A 14,897-nucleotide genomic window follows, 5' to 3' on the forward strand; every position below is an offset into this window, starting at 1 on the left:
CAACCGAGAGTGCAAGATCGGCGGAGACGGAGGGCGGTTACGCGGCGGAGAGCAGGACGCCGTCTCGGCCTTGGCGTTTTACCGCGTAGAGGGCCTGGTCGGCTCGTTTCAGGGTGCGGTCGGGGGTTTCGCCGGGGCGGGGCAGTGCGACGCCCACGCTGATCGTGCGGCCGATGCGTCGAGCCGCCTCGGTGAGCCGTTCGGCGATGCGGACCGCCTCCTCCGGGCGACTCACCTCGATCACCGCGACGAACTCGTCGCCGCCGATCCGGTACAACTCGTCGCCGTGCCGCAGCGCCCCCTCCAGCGCCCGGGCCAACCCGACCAGCACCCGGTCGCCGGCCTGGTGGCCGTACGTGTCGTTCACGGTCTTGAAGCCGTCCACGTCGATCGCCAGCAGGGCCGTACGCCCGGGGGTGGCCGCCGCGATCCGCTGCCCGAACGGGCCGGTGTGCCGCAACCCGGTCAGCGGGTCGGAGCTGGCCTGCTCCCGCAGCCGGGCCAGCGTGCGCAGCCGGTCCACGCTCGTCCAGGCCTGCCCGGCGAGCAATTCCATGAGGCTGACGGTGGTCGGGTCCGGGCGCAGCGCGCGTTCGTCGGCGACCAGCAGCACCCCACCGGCGTCCGTGGGTCCGACCGGCACGGCGACCAGCGTGCGTACCCCTGCCCGGGTCAGCGGGCGGTAGTCCTCGGTCGGGGGATGCCCGGTCTCGCCCAGCGTGTACCCGGCGCCGTAACGGTGGGCCCGCTCGACCATCCGGTCCAGGGCGGCCGGACCCGCCGCGGCCAGCTCGGCGCGAATCCGGGTCTCCAGGTCGCTCGGCGTCGCCGGGGACGGGCCGAGCTGACCGCCGATCAGCAGCAGTGCGGTGGAGAGCGTGGAGACCTCGCGGGCGGCGCGGGCCGCCGCCCCCATCACCTCCCCCTCGGTCGGCGCGGAGGAGAGCGCCGCCGCGTGCCGAAGCAGCTTCTCGCTGCGACTCTCCGCAGGTGGGCCACCGAGGGCGGCGATCCGCGCACCGAGCCCGTCGGCCAGCCGCTGCGCGGTCTCCCGCCACGGCTCCAGGTCGGTCGGCTCACTCCACTGCAGGTCGAGTACGCCGATCGCGCGGCCCGTCGGGTCCAGCACCGGCACGCACAGCTCGGCGGTCACATCCGGGCGGACCGGCAGGTAGTCCTTGTCGACGCTGACGTCCGGGACGACGGCGGGAGTGCCGGTCGCGTACACCCGGCCGACGATGCCGGTCCGCGCCGGCACGGTGGCGAAGACCTGCCAGGCCCCGGTCGCCGCGACGCAGCGCAGGCGGTCGTGGACCGCGAGCAGCACGGAGATGGTCGCCGGGGTGTGGCGGGACAGCGCGGTGACCGTCCACCGGCACGCCTCCGGCGTGCTCGACGCCATCGGCAGGCGGACGGTGACGTCACGGATGACTCGCTGATGATCCACTCGCACGTCGTTCCAGGTAGGGGAGGAGCTCGGCCGACGCCGAACCGCTCGATCAAGCGTACTCACGGCGGCTGGGACCGGCCGGGCTTCGTACACACGTGCTATCCACAGGCTGTGGACGCAGCCTGTGGGCATTGAGGCCGGGGTGTGGGGGTGGCGCTCCCTCGGCGCCCGGGCCGCAGGTCAGGCGTGGACGGCGGCCGGCTCTGGGCGGTCGCGGCCATCGCCCGTCCTGGGCGGTGGTGAGCGGCAGTGCGAGGGGCACACGTAAACCGATGGATCAACTACTATGTGCATGGCCCTCGCTATTCGGAGCGCCCCCCTCGGGGCGAAGTGCTTGCGCACCATTAGAGTCTTGGTTACGGTGAATGTGTTCCACATTGGATTGTCCCTCTAGTTAGGATCAAAAATGCGCGCAACGGGGAAAGCACGTGTTGGAGCCGCACTGTTCGGTGCGCTCGCGTTCGGTGGAGTTCAGCTGATTGGTGCCTCGCCCGCACTTGCGGGAGACTTCACAATTCAGGCGACCTGCTATCGGACAGTTTCGGTTGTCGGGGGAGACGTCGGCGTCTCGGGCGAGAGCATTCCCTCGGCTGGCAGCACCGCTGCCAGCACCGCTTGCGGTATGGCGCAGGGCGCCAACAGCGCGGCGGTGAAGACGTTGCAGCAGACCTTGAAATACTGCTACAACCAGAACATCGCAATCGACAGCGATTTCGGTCCGGCAACCAAGACTGCTCTGAGGAATGCGCAGAGGTCCGAGGGAATTACCGCCGATGGCGTATACGGAACCCAGACCCGGAACACCCTGATCTGGTGGACCGGCACGACGACCTACAACTGCAACAGCATCGTGCTTCCCGTTCGACTGGCCTAGTCGATAAATTCAACTGATTGCCGTCCCGGCGCAAGCAGGCAAGAAATTGTCAGCTTGCGCCGGGGCGGCAATGGCACGTGCCATCAGCGAATTCTCACTGAACCGCTGCAAGGCAGCTGACAGTCCGGCGTCGATCGAACGTGACTCGACCTCCGGAGCGGGCCGGACCCGGCGCCCCGTCCCCCTCAACGGCCAACTCACCCACATCGGCGTAGGCCCCCGTGACGCCGCGCCTGCCGCTAGCGTGGAGCCTCCCGGCGCCGAGGAGGCGAGCCCATGCTCATCGCCCAGCTCAGTGACCCGCACCTGACCACCGGCCTGCTCGCCGCCGAACCGGCCGCCGGGTTGCACCGAGCGCTCGGCCGGGTGCTGGCGTTGCGACCCCGACCGGACTGCGTGGTGATCAGCGGCGACCTGGCCGACCACGGCCAGCCCGACGAGTACGCGGCGCTGCGCGAGGTGATCGGCCGTTTCCCGTTGCCGGTGCACCTGACCACCGGCAACCATGACGACCGGGAGTCCCTGCTCGACGCGTTCGGCGGCACACCGTGGCTCGGCGGCGGCTTCTCGGCCTACTACCACGTCGACCACGAGGCGGCGTCCGTCGTTGTGCTCGACTCGCTCGTCCCCGGCAGCGACGGGGGCCTACTCGGCGAGGAACAGCTCGGCTGGCTCGACGGGGTGCTGGCCGGGCGGCCCGAGGTGCCCGCCGTGATCTTCCTGCACCACCCGCCGGTCGCGGTCGGCATCCCCGCCGCGGACTCCATCCGGCTCGCCGACGGTGACGCGCTCGCCGAGGTGATCGGTCGGCACCGGCACGTGGTACGGGTCGGCGCCGGCCACCTGCACCGCCCGGTCACCACCGCGTACGCGGGCACGGTCCTCACCGTGGCGCCCAGCACCTGGAAGCAGAGCACGCTCACCATGAGCGCCGACGAGCAGATCGGTTGGGTCAACGAGCCCACCGCCTTCCTGCTGCACTCGGTCGAGACCGGCGGATGCGTGACCCATACCGTGCAGGTGAGCCACTCCGCCGGGCAGACCTGCGGCTTCTGAGGGTCGTCGTGCTGGCCTGGTACGTCTCCTACGGCTCGAACATGCACGCCGCCCGGCTGGGCTGGTACATCGGTGGCGGCTGCCCACCCGGCGGAAAGCGGACGTACCCGGGCTGCCGCGACCGGCGTCCACCCAGCCGATCGACGCCCGTGTCACTGCCCGGCGGCATCTACTTCGCCGGCGAGTCCGGTGCCTGGACCGGCGGCATGGCCTTCTACGACCCGCACCTGCCGGGCGAGGCCGCGGCCCGCGCCTACCTGGTCACCCTGGAGCAGTTCACCGACATCGCGGCCCAGGAGATGTACCGGCCGACGGGCGACACGACCGACCTGATCGCGGCGACCGGCGCGGCCATCGACGCCGCCGTCGCCAACGGACGGGCCACGCTCGGCCCGGGGCGGTACGAGACGCTGATCTGCCCGGGCAGCCGCGACGGTGTTCCGATGCTCACCTTCACCGCCCCCGAGGGGGCGTCAGCCGTGCCGTGCCGACCTCCCGCGCCGATCTACCTCGGCATGATCGCCCGAGGGCTGCGCGAGTCGCACGGCTGGCCCGCCGAGCGGATCGCCACCTACCTGGCGGCCCGGCCTGGCGTGGCGGGCGCCTGGCCACCGGACGCGGTAGCTGCCCTGGTCGACAAGGCGCTGGCTGACGGCTGACCCGCGGGCCGCGCCTCGGCCGCCGCTGACGCGGTCAACCGAGCAGGAACTCGCGCAGCGCGGGGGCCAGCGTCGCCGGCGGAACGTCGTGGTAACCGCCGTCGAGGCTCACGGCCCGGCCGCCCGGAACGGCCTCGGCCGCCGCCCGACTCGCATCCCGCAACCACTGTGGACTGCCGGTGCTGTCAACCGCGAGGGTCGGCGCGGTGATGGCCGCCAGCCGCTCGACGGGGAGCCGCCCTCCGGCGGTGACGATCGCGTCGTACACCAGCGTGTGCGCGACCGCCGTCAGCCCACCCCACACCGGTTGCGACCGCATCCCGGTGATCTGCTCGGCCGGCAGCCCCACCGAGGCGCTGAGGAAGGTTTCCACCGCGCCGTCCCGGTCGTCGGCGGCGATCAGCTCGATGAGCTGCGGAGTGATGTCCTTGCGGACGCCCACGTGCGGCCCGACCTGGAACGGTGGCTCGAACATGACCAACCTGGTCACCGGCAGGCCCTGAGCGGTGGCGAGGGCGGCCAGGACGGCCCCGGAGGAGATGCCGTAGACGGCGGCGGAACCACCCGCCGCCGCGATCAGGGCGGCGAGGTCGTCGATCTCGCGGCCGACCTCGTACGGTGCGGTGTCGCCGCTGTAGCCCCGACCGCGACGGTCATAGCTGAAGGCGGTGAAATCCGGCGCCAGTGCCGCACCCAGATCACGGGTCGCGTTGCGATCGCTGAACGCACCGCCGACGAGGACGACCGCCGGCCCGGCACCGGACCGCTCGAACGCGATGGGCGTGCCGTCGGCCGATCGCACCTGCTCCGCCACCGGTGTCGTTCCGCTCACGATGCCGTCCCCAATCCTCGTAGGCCGTCCCGTCCTTTCTAGACCCTGGGTCCGACGTTGTCCGGCAGACCGCGTTAAACGATGATCGATTGCGGCCCCGGCGTACGCGCTGCTCCGATGCGCTGCCCGGGTCGACCGGTGGGCGTCCGGATGAGAGGCTGTCGAGGCGGGGGCCATGCTCAACCACCGTCATCCGCGACCCTTTCGACGGCGTCCGTCGGCGGCCCGGTCGACCCAGAGGCCAGGCACCGTACGCGCCGAATCTCACGAGGAGATCCATGTTCATACCCGGGATGCGTCGGGCCGCTGTCGGCCTGACCGCGCTCGCGGTGGCCGCTTTCGGCGCGGTCGCCACCAGCCCTGAGCAAGCCGACGCGCGGCCGAAGCCGGTCGACGTCACCCTGCTCGCCCTCAACGACTTCCACGGCAACCTCGAGCCGCCGAGCGGGTCCAGCGGCACCATCGCCGGGCAGACCGCGGGTGGCGTCGAGTTCCTGGCCACCCACCTTGCCGAGCTGCGCGCCGCAGCCAAGAAGAAGAACACCATCACCGTCGCCGCCGGTGACCTGATCGGTGCGTCCCCGCTGCTCTCGGCCGCGTTCCACGACGAGCCGACCATCGAGGCGCTGAGCATGGCCGGGCTGGACTACGCCAGCGTCGGCAACCACGAGTTCGACGAAGGCGCCGCCGAGCTGCTGCGAATCCAGAACGGCGGCTGCCACCCGGTGGATGGTTGCGCCGACGGAACCCCGTACCGAGGCGCGGACTTCCAGTACCTGTCCGCGAACGCCTTCAAGACCGCCACCGGCAAGCCGCTGATGGCGCCGTACGCGATCCACAAGGTGCAGGGCGTCAAGGTCGGCTTCATCGGCATGACCCTGGAGGGCACCCCGCAGATCGTCAGCCAGCAGGGCGTCGCCGGCCTCAGCTTCGCCGACGAGGCGGACACCGCCAACCGGTACGCGCGCGAGCTGCGCGGCAAGGGCGTGCAGGCGATCGTCGTGCTGCTGCACGAAGGCGGCGCCCAGGCGTCGACCGGCGGGATCAACGACTGCGTCGGTTTGACCGGCCCCATCGTGGACATCACCAACCGGATGGACCCGTCGATCGACGTGGTGGTCAGCGGGCACACCCACCAGGCGTACAACTGCGACATCAACGGCAAGCTGGTCACCAGTGCCAGCTCGTTCGGTCGCCTGGTCACCGACATCGACCTGAAGATCGATCGCCAGAGCGGGGACGTGATCTCCGCCGCCGCGAACAACGTCGTGGTCACCCGCGACGTGGCCCCGGACCGGAGGCAGACCGCGCTGATCAACCGGTACAAGACGGTGCTCGGCCCGGTCGCCGACCGCCAGGTCGGCGTGACCGCCACCCCCCTCCCCACGACGCAGGAGAACCTGCTCGGCACCTGCTCACCGCAGGTGCCCAACTCGTGCGGGGAGTCGCCGATCGGCAACGTGATCGCCGACGCGCAGCTCGCCGCCACCGATGACGAGCAGGGCGCGGTTGCCGCCCTCATGAACCCGGGTGGGGTGCGGGCTCCCCTGGACGCCGGCCCGGTCACCTACGGGGAGGCGTTCACGGTGCAGCCGTTCGCCAACAACCTGGTGACACTGGACCTGACCGGCGCGCAGCTCTACTGCGTCCTGGAGCAGCAGTTCGTCACCGGCCGCACGTTGTACCCGTCGTCCACGCTGGGCTACGTGGTCGACCTGAACGGCACCAGCGCCACCGTGGCCGACCCGTGCGCCGGCACCCGCGTGGTCCGGGGCAGTCTCACCATCGGCGGTACCGCCGTCGACACCACCGCCACCTACCGGGTGACGGTGAACAACTTCCTGGCCGGCGGCGGTGACGGTTTCAGCACCTTCACCGGCGGGACGAACCTGGTCACCGGCCAGATCGACCTGGACGCGTTCGTGGCCTACCTGACCGCCCAGTCGCCGGTCTCCGCGCCGACGCTGGACCGGATCCGCACCACCGCCGAGGTCCCCGCCGCCTGACGGCCGACCCCGCGACATCGGGCCCCGGAGCACCAGCTCCGGGGCCCGACCCGTCCCTGCCCGCGCCGACCCGTCCCTGCCCGCGCCGACCCGTCCCTGCCCGCGCCGACCCGTCCCTGCCCGCGCCGACCCGTCCCTGCCCGCGCCCGCCCGTCCCTGCTCGCGCCTGGCCGCCCGCGCCCGGCCTCTCGTGCCGGCCTGCCTGCGCCCGTGCCGCCCGCGCCCGCCCCTCCGGGCAAGATCGCGCTCGAACATGGATGTAGTGGCATCGGCGCGCGGGGATGCCACTACATCCAGGATTGAGCACGATCTTGGTTCCTCGGCAAGATCAACGGCGAGGCCAAATGAGGAAGATGCGCGCAATTTCCCGGATGTTGCTGTCCCCCGCGCGCCCGAGGCACCAACTTCCGGGAAGTTGCTCGGATCTTGGGCGCGGGGCGCGGGGCGCGGGGCGCGGGGCGCGGGGCGCGGAGCGCGGAGGGGCGGAGGGGCGGAGGGGCGCGGAGAGGCGCGGGGCGCGGAGGGGTGTTCGAGGTCAGGCGGTGGCGGCCGCGGGGGCGGGGGACGCCGGGGCGGTCGTCGCGAGGCCGTCCTGCTCCGTGGTGAGCAGCCGGCGCAGGGAGAGCGCGACCAGCGAGGCGACCAGGCAGCCGCCGACCACCGTTGCCACCCAGACCATGCCGTTGGCGGCGCCGATGAGCGGGCCGGCGGTCACTGGGCCGATCACACCGCTGATTCCGAAGATCATCGAACTCATCGCGTTGTACCGGCCACGTAGCTCGTCGGTGGCCAGCGCGTTGGTCAGTGCGGGCATCACCGGGGACAGCATCGTCTCGCCGAAACCGAAGATCGCCGAGCAGAGCACCACGCACAGGGCGGCCAGCACGGCGTTCTCAGCACTGACCAGGCCGGCCGCGCCGAGGACCAGCCAGGCGGCAGCGAACACCGCTCCCACCACGGCCAACGCCCGGGTGCGGCTGCGCCCCTCGATCCGGCGGATGACCAGCAGTTGCGCGAGCACGATCATCACGGTGTTGGCCGCGAGTGCCCAGGCCACCACCCGGGGGTTCACCTCGGCCACCCGCACCGCGTACGCGGCGAAGCCCACCTCCACCTGCGCGTAGCCGCAGGTGGTGAGGATCAGCCCGAAGATCACCAGCCGCCGGAACGGGCGGTCGCGGAGCACCGTCAGGTAGCCACCGGGCGACGGCTCGTCGACGCCTCGACGTTTGCCGAGTCGGTGGCCCACCCCGGGAAGGGTGAGCAGGATCAGCGCCGGCATCAGGTACGTCACCGCGTCCAGCAGGTAGATCGCCTGGAAGGTGCCGGGTCGGGCGGTGTCGACGATCGCGCCGGAGGTCATGCCACCGATGCCGATGCCGAGGTTGAGCAGGGCGAAGTTCAACCCGAAGACGCGTTGCCGCTCATCGTCGTCGGTCAGCGACGCGAGGATGGTGTTCTGTCCGGACCAGATCGCCGAGCTGCCGATGGCGATCACCGTCATCACCAGCAGGGCCGAGCCGGTCGAGTGGACCAGCGCCAACGAGCCGGTGCCGATCGCCTCGATCAGCAGGCAGGGCACCACCACCCGGCGGGCGCCGATCCGGTCGATCAGCGTCCCGCCCAGCGGCGACAGGGCCAGGGTGACCACGCCGTACCAGCCGATGACGAGCCCGGCACGGGTGTCGGTGAGCCCGCGTACGTCGGTCAGGTAGATGAACAGGAACGGCAGGGTCAGACCCCGCCCGATCGCCGACAGCAGAGTGCCGAGGAGGATCCGGCGAGCTTCCGAACGGCGGGGCAGGGCACGACGCAGCATGCCGGCATTCTGTTCGGTGGGTCTGACGCCGCGCGAACCGTTTTGGCCACGCCTCGCGGTCACCGGGACCGGCTGGTGACCAATCCCACGTTGATCCACTCGCCGTGGTCCCGGCCGGTTGGTGTCCGCCGGGTCTGCGATGCTGGCGCGATGACCGGCACCTGGCGACATCTGCCCGCTACCGCCCGCGCCATCGCGTTGACCGCAACGACGGCCGTCGCCGCCGCCCAGGCACGCGACGGTCAGGCGTACGACGAGGCGGTCGGCGGTCTCGCCGCGGACGAGCGTTCCGGCCTGGTGCTTGGCGCGGTGGTTCGGTTGCTGCTGGAGGAGAGCCACCCGGACGGGTTGACCGGCGACGACATCCGCCAGGTGCTGACCCGCTGCGTGCAGGAGTCGACGCGGTGGCGAACGGATGTCGACCCGCACGTGGTGCTCGTCCTGCTGGCCGGCGCGTTGGGCGTGTACGACCCCGAGAGCGACGAGTCACCGCCGGACGCGGCGGCGCTGGCCCGACACGCTCCGCTTCTGGTGGCCGACCTGTTGGCGGCGACCAGCGTGCCGTTGGACGACTACCTGGCCGCCGCGTTCGCGGAGATCGAGCGCACCGAGCGGCAGGACTGAGGTCGAGCGCACCGATCGAGCGGCAGGACTGGGATCGAGCGCGCCGAGCGGCAGGACTGAGATCGAGTGCACCGAGCGGCAGGACTGAGATCGAGCGCACCGAGCGGCAGGATGGGGATCGAGCGCACCGAATGGCAGGACCGGCCGGCCCGCGTCACCTCGAGCGGGGTGGCGCGGGCGGGTGTCAGGCCGGGTCGGTGGTCCGCTGTGCGACGACCTCCAGGTACTCCGCCGGGATGCGGACCGTGGCGTCGGTGGCGCGGTTGTGGGTGCGAGCCAACTCCACCAGATCGGCGTGCAGGTCCGGGCGTCGCTCCTCGGGCAGTGCCTCGAACGCCTTCAACGTCGGCCCGTAGTTGACCCGGAAGAAGTCGGCGAACTCCTCCGGTGTGCCGAAGCGGAAGACGAACTCCCGGCGTACCGCCCGCAGTTCACCCACGGCCGCGCCGAGCAGCTCGCGCACCCGGCCCTCGTCGCCCCACTCGACCGGCGGGCGCAGCCCCGCCGGCGGCGGCACATGCCGCCCGACCGTGCGGAACAGGTCGCCGATGAAGCCCTGCGGCGTCCACGACGTCAACGCCACCGTGCCGCCGGGTCGGCAGACCCGGACCAGCTCGGCCGCCGCCCGCTCCTGGTCCGGCGCGAACATCACCCCGACGACGGAGAGCACGGCGTCGAAGGACCCATCGGCGTACGCCAGGCGCTCCGCGTCGCCGGTCACGAACGTGACCGGAAGTCGTTCCGCGGCGGCGCGGGCCTGGCCGCGTTCCAACAGTTCGGGTACGTAGTCGACGCCGGTCACGACGCAGCCGCAGCGGGCGGCGGCGATGGCGGCGTTGCCGGACCCGGTCGCCACGTCGAGTACGCGGGCGCCGGCGGAAAGGTCGGCGGCGGTCACCAGAAGCTCGGAGATCGGATGGATGAGCGCGGCGACCGCGCCGTAGTCACCGCTGGCCCACGTCACCTGCTGGCGTGCCTTCACGGCGATGAGATCCGGTGCGATGGTCATCGGTGGTCCCCCTCGGACAGCGTGGTGTGCCACTGACGCTAGAGCTGGCAGCATTCGAGGGGATCGGTAGAAACACCTATATCGGCAGCTCAACGACCGGTCCGACGGGCGTCGCCGTGCCGGGGGTCGTCGCGCAGCGGTCACTCCTGGTTCCAGGTGTCGGTCTCGGTTGCCCGCTGTGCACCCTGCTGGGCCACCCGACCGTTGGCGATTGTCCCGCCGGCCGCGTCGAGCGCCTCCACGACGAGGCCCGCGGTGGGGCGGGGCACCTGCATGGCCGTCCCGGAGCCGGTGACGGCGCTCCTCGCCACCTCCTGCCCATCGCGCAGGATGCGCACCGTGGTGGCGGCTGCCGGCGTCACCACGAGCAGGAAACACTGGCCCTCGCCGCCGGCGGCGTCATCGTCGATGGACACGGCCAGCACGCCGGCCGGATCGGTCGGGTCGGTCGTCGCGGTGAAGGAGGTGCCGGTGCTGAGCACGCCGTCGGACCGTGGCTGATCGGGGGCGATCGACACCTCGCCGATCCAGCCGCCGCCCACACCGGGAGCAGCCAGGACCGTCACCTGGGCGTCCTCCACCGACGGCTCTGTCGCGTCGGGCGACCCGTCGGCCGGGCTGATTGGGAGGCCAGCAACGTGTCCGCCCCACACCACGCTCGGAAGGGCGGTCACGCGGTAACCCTCTGACTGGGCCCACTGGTACACCAACTCCCGGGCACGTTGCTGCTCGACACTGCCGCGTACGCGGGACATCGCCGTCGCGAGTTGAGCGTCGGTGACCGGCGTGGAGGCCAGCGAACCTGGCCCGGGCGTTATCTTGCGAGTTACCCCGCCGCAGTCGACCCGCCACCACTCGGGCCGCTGGGTCTCCGCCGTACGGACCAGGTAGGACCCGGTCGGCTCAGGGGCCCACCGGAAGGTGTTGCCGTCCGGCAACGCTGAGCTGAGGAAGACACATCCGGCCGGGACGATCGCGACGTGTGCCGCCTCCGGACCGTCCACGGCCAGGCTCTCGTAGGGTTCCAGAGCGTCGCTGACCGACCGGATGGCGGCGGTGCTGGCCAGTTCCTCGGCGCCGGCACCTTCGTCGGCGACCAGCCATACTGCGGCGCTCGGCCAGCCGGTGGCCGGATCGGGCTGGTTACGGACGAAGGCGGCGAGCGCGACCCGGTGGCCGTCCACGTCGTCGGCGAAGAGGACCTTCACCCCGCTCACCGGCGCCGTCAGGCGGGAGAATTCTCCCCGGCGTTGGGCAGCCAACAACTGCTCAGAGAGCTGACGCACGTAACTGCTGTCCCCGGCGACGGCACCGCGCGGCGGCGACTGGAGGAGTCGGTCCGACCACGCCAGCACGGGTGCGAGGGACTCGGTCGGGTCCGCGGGTAGGGGCTGCGTGGTCCGGCCCGGGCTGGCGATGGCGAAGGCGGTGCTTCCCACGGAGACCACGAGGGCCAGAACCAGCGCGCCGAGGCGTCGCTGCCGGCTCCGTCGGTATCGCGCCCTCGCTCGGCCGTACGGGTCTGGCTGCGGGGTCAGTGTCCTGCTCAGCTCGGCCAGGGCCTGGCTCAGCTCATCGTCGACCGTCATGGTGTTACCCCCGTCATTCTCGTCGTCCCGGTCGGTGCTGGATCGGCTGACGCTGGTGTCGGAGTCGCGGACTGTGCCGACGGGGGTGCGTCCGGTGCCAGCGCCAAGCGCAGGCGAGCCAATCCTCGTGATGCGCGACTCTTGACCGACCCGACGGAGCAGCCGAGAGCGGCTGCGACCTCCGCCTCGGGCAGATCGACGACGTACCGAAGCACGATGACGGCACGGGTACGAGGTGCCAGCGCCCGCATCGCCTCGTAGAGGGCGCTCCGTTCGGTAACCGTCTCGGTCATGTCCGGGGTGGGCCGCTCGGGGAAGAACGCCGTCACCACCTCGTGCATCCGGTGGCGACGCCAGACGCTGATGTGCTGGTTGATCATGACTCGCCGCAGATAGGCCATCGGATCGTCGACTCGCCGCCACCGACGCATCACCTTCACCAGCGCGGCCTGCACCAGATCCTCGGCGTCCTGGGTCGAGCCGGTGAGGTGGTACGCCACGCGCAAGAGATCTACGTAGCGCGTCTCGACGAACTCTCGAAAACGCTCGTCGTCAACTGCCATGAGCCCCCGCCTTGATTGGTTACCTCTCACGACTCCGTCGAGGGCCAGAAGGTTGAAGGCCGGCAGCAGACGGTGAAACCCGCCGAGGGGCATCGAGGCTCTGCCAGGTCGCCAGGTCGGGATGCGGTCGCCGTTGGGGACCTGGAGCCGCTGCGGACCGTAGATATGCCGGAGGGCACATCCATGAATCGGATGTGCCCTCTTGCCTCTGGTCGGGGTGGCCGGATTCGAACCGACGACCTCTTCGTCCCGAACGCCGCTGTGGTGCATCGTCAGATGTCGTCGGATGCCGCCTCACGCTGCTGGGCAGCGCCCCTTTACGGTCTCGTGTCGCCCCTTATCGTTCCTTGTTGCTGTTTTGGCTGCTTCCTGGCTGCCCCGCCTACCAGCGGTGCGGCCGCGTTGGGCCGACTAATGCGGCCGGTGGCGCTCAACGAGCGAGATGAGTTCCTCCGGGGTCAGCCAGGGCGACGATCGATGGATCATTCGGTGGCAGTTGGAGCACAACAGCATGAGGTCTTCGGGGCGTGTGCGTGTAGGTCCACTGACGTGGAGAGGCGTGCGGTGATGGCACTCGATGTAGTCAGTGCCGCGGTCGCCATACGTTTTCCGGAAGTCGAATCCGCATGCTTCGCAGGCGACCACCTCGTGCCGGCGCTTATACGCCTCGATCACCTTTCGCCGTAGCTTCGGGTCTCGCTCGCGGCGGAGGTGCAGTCGCTGCAACACCCGCCCCTCGTCGGCGCTCAGCCCGTCGAGGTCCACGTCTGCCACCTCGACAGGGCCAGCTGACTCGTTCAGGATGGCTTGCCGGATGGCGATGGCCTGTTGCTCCATCTCGGCTGGTCGGTCCAGGAAGGCCATGAGCACTTCCGGGTCGTACCGCCCGCCGTTGGTCGGCTTGCCTGTGTAGTTCGGATGCTGGGTGGCAATGTCGGCAGTCTTGCGGGCCACACCGTTGGGGTTGCGGAAGTCCGGGCCGCGCTCCTCCATCGGATGCGCGGTGTAGAGCTGGAGCAGCTCAGACAGCTCAACCACGCGCGGATCGTTTGGTGTCAACCACCGCCAGCGGTTGTCACGCACTAGCGCGCAGGCCAGGACGACCTCGTCCCATGTCCAGGGCGGGTTTCGGTGAGTCCGGGTGACGAAGCCAAGCCGTCGGAGGTGGTGGACGACACTCGCCTCTCCTCCGGTGAAATCACCGGAGCGTAGGAACTCGCCCTGGCTGACCCCGTGCGCGTAGCCCATGATTGCCTTTGAATCGTACTGACGGCCGTTGACCTCTAGAAAGTACGTCCGGGCGGTCCCGAAGCCGTATTTGTCCAGAAACGCCTCCCGGCCAAGCTCGTCGAACTCCTGAACGGCGGCGAGGACATCGGAGCGTGTCACATCAGCAAGGCGCACAACCATGATCGTAGGTGGTAAGGACCACGACCGATGGCCCTGCTGATCCGTAGCTCCGTGGTCGGGCGTGCGTGGCCCGACTGGATGTCGGATGATCCTGCCGTGACCTGGCTGTCCTGGCTCGTAGACGCAATGAAGACCGTGCCACCTGTTGTCGCGTCGATTACGTTGTTCACGCTCCTGCGCGCTTGGTGGAGAAGGACTCTTGGTCGGCGCCGAGGCTGGACAAAGAGCTATGAACGACTCGTGCCCGGGATGCACCCCGACCTGGTGAAGGAGCTATTTGGGCAACCAACCTTTGAGGGCCGAGCCAAGGGCAGGGTTCCCTCCGAGGGAACGTGGGCGGAGGCAGACCTGACGGTACGGACCTGGGTGCTCGATCGAGACGGCTATTTGGTCACCTGGACTACCTGCGGCGATGTCGGAGATGTAGTGGTGGCGTATTCGCTTACTACCGCGAACCGCTGGTTCTCCCCTCAAATCCGCGTGGCAACCCCACAGGACAGGTGGGTGAAGCTGGGCCGAACGGTCTTCAACGGAGTCCTCGACGATCAAGCCCCAGAGGGTGAAGACCGTTTTGGATGGCTCGGGGCCAGGCGGTCCAGCTACTGGGAGCGCTACTACTGGGGTAACCCCGGCCTGTATCTCAGGTGGTACATCGGCTATACCGACTGCGGTTACTCGCGCCGTCCTGGCGTGCCGGTGGATACGAGCGAGCCTGACGCAACAGAGCAAAGGGTCCAGGAGTTCCGCCGAACGACATCGATCAACAGCGTCCTGGTAACGCTCGGCTCGCCAGACATCGACTTCAAGGATATTGGCCCGGATCTTGACCTTGTTCGGCTGGCCTCCCGGCCGACCGCGGGCGTGCGGCTACGCCGCTGGCACTCCGGTCGTCGCTGAGGAGACGTTCACGAGCCGCCTGACACTCGTCAAGCGAAGTCTTTCCTCGGGGATGGACCGGCAAACAGCAAACGGGCGCTCCGAGAACTGCCGACGGCGCGACCGATTG

General features: G+C 70.1%; 13 protein-coding genes. 6 read left to right on the top strand and 7 right to left on the bottom strand.

What is annotated here, in order from left to right; translation table 11 throughout:
- Positions 1-37: 37 nt before the first annotated feature.
- Positions 38-1,447, bottom strand: a complete 1,410-nt coding sequence (locus tag ABTW72_RS10370; RefSeq protein WP_350856888.1) for a diguanylate cyclase — start codon at positions 1,445-1,447, stop codon at positions 38-40.
- A gap of 409 nt (positions 1,448-1,856) precedes the next feature.
- Between ABTW72_RS10370 and ABTW72_RS10375 the strand changes: the two genes are divergently transcribed.
- The 3 genes from ABTW72_RS10375 (at position 1,857) to ABTW72_RS10385 (ending at position 4,039) form a co-directional block, all read left to right on the top strand.
- Positions 1,857-2,324, top strand: a complete 468-nt coding sequence (locus ABTW72_RS10375) for a peptidoglycan-binding domain-containing protein (protein WP_350856891.1) — start codon at positions 1,857-1,859, stop codon at positions 2,322-2,324.
- 276 nt (positions 2,325-2,600) lie between these two features.
- Entirely contained in the window at positions 2,601-3,380 is a 780-nt protein-coding gene (locus ABTW72_RS10380) for a phosphodiesterase (RefSeq protein ID WP_350856894.1), read from the top strand.
- An 8-nt stretch (positions 3,381-3,388) separates the two neighbouring features.
- Positions 3,389-4,039: a histone deacetylase gene (locus tag ABTW72_RS10385; RefSeq protein WP_350856897.1), complete on the top strand. Its 651-nt coding sequence runs from the start codon at positions 3,389-3,391 to the stop codon at positions 4,037-4,039.
- A 34-nt stretch (positions 4,040-4,073) separates the two neighbouring features.
- On the opposite strand, the gene ABTW72_RS10390 is transcribed toward ABTW72_RS10385, so the two are convergent.
- Complete coding sequence (locus ABTW72_RS10390) at positions 4,074-4,871, bottom strand: alpha/beta fold hydrolase (RefSeq protein ID WP_350856899.1); 798 nt, start codon at positions 4,869-4,871, stop codon at positions 4,074-4,076.
- A 278-nt stretch (positions 4,872-5,149) separates the two neighbouring features.
- On the opposite strand from ABTW72_RS10390, the gene ABTW72_RS10395 reads away from it, so the two are divergent.
- Positions 5,150-6,877, top strand: a complete 1,728-nt coding sequence (locus ABTW72_RS10395; protein ID WP_350856902.1) for a bifunctional metallophosphatase/5'-nucleotidase — start codon at positions 5,150-5,152, stop codon at positions 6,875-6,877.
- 535 nt (positions 6,878-7,412) lie between these two features.
- On the opposite strand, the gene ABTW72_RS10400 is transcribed toward ABTW72_RS10395, so the two are convergent.
- Complete coding sequence (locus tag ABTW72_RS10400; RefSeq protein ID WP_350856905.1) at positions 7,413-8,696, bottom strand: MFS transporter; 1,284 nt, start codon at positions 8,694-8,696, stop codon at positions 7,413-7,415.
- A gap of 75 nt (positions 8,697-8,771) precedes the next feature.
- Here ABTW72_RS10400 and ABTW72_RS10405 point away from each other — a divergent pair, with 75 nt between their 5' ends.
- Entirely contained in the window at positions 8,772-9,320 is a 549-nt protein-coding gene (locus ABTW72_RS10405) for a hypothetical protein (RefSeq protein WP_350856908.1), read from the top strand.
- A gap of 184 nt (positions 9,321-9,504) precedes the next feature.
- Here ABTW72_RS10405 and ABTW72_RS10410 read toward each other — a convergent pair whose 3' ends face one another.
- The 4 genes from ABTW72_RS10410 to ABTW72_RS10425 form a co-directional block, all read right to left on the bottom strand.
- Positions 9,505-10,329, bottom strand: a complete 825-nt coding sequence (locus tag ABTW72_RS10410) for a class I SAM-dependent methyltransferase (RefSeq protein ID WP_350856911.1) — start codon at positions 10,327-10,329, stop codon at positions 9,505-9,507.
- 140 nt (positions 10,330-10,469) lie between these two features.
- On the bottom strand, positions 10,470-11,918 hold the full coding sequence (locus ABTW72_RS10415; RefSeq protein ID WP_350856914.1) for a hypothetical protein: 1,449 nt from the start codon (positions 11,916-11,918) through the stop codon (positions 10,470-10,472).
- On the bottom strand, positions 11,915-12,481 hold the full coding sequence (locus tag ABTW72_RS10420) for a SigE family RNA polymerase sigma factor (protein WP_350856917.1): 567 nt from the start codon (positions 12,479-12,481) through the stop codon (positions 11,915-11,917). Before ABTW72_RS10420 ends, ABTW72_RS10415 begins: the two co-directional genes overlap by 4 nt.
- A gap of 411 nt (positions 12,482-12,892) precedes the next feature.
- Positions 12,893-13,885: an HNH endonuclease gene (locus tag ABTW72_RS10425; protein WP_350856919.1), complete on the bottom strand. Its 993-nt coding sequence runs from the start codon at positions 13,883-13,885 to the stop codon at positions 12,893-12,895.
- A gap of 33 nt (positions 13,886-13,918) precedes the next feature.
- On the opposite strand from ABTW72_RS10425, the gene ABTW72_RS10430 reads away from it, so the two are divergent.
- Positions 13,919-14,788, top strand: a complete 870-nt coding sequence (locus ABTW72_RS10430) for an ETEC_3214 domain-containing protein (RefSeq protein WP_350856922.1) — start codon at positions 13,919-13,921, stop codon at positions 14,786-14,788.
- The last annotated feature ends 109 nt before the right edge of the window (positions 14,789-14,897 follow it).

The organism is Micromonospora sp. NPDC127501 (genome assembly GCF_040302185.1).
Lineage (GTDB): Bacteria > Actinomycetota > Actinomycetes > Mycobacteriales > Micromonosporaceae > Micromonospora.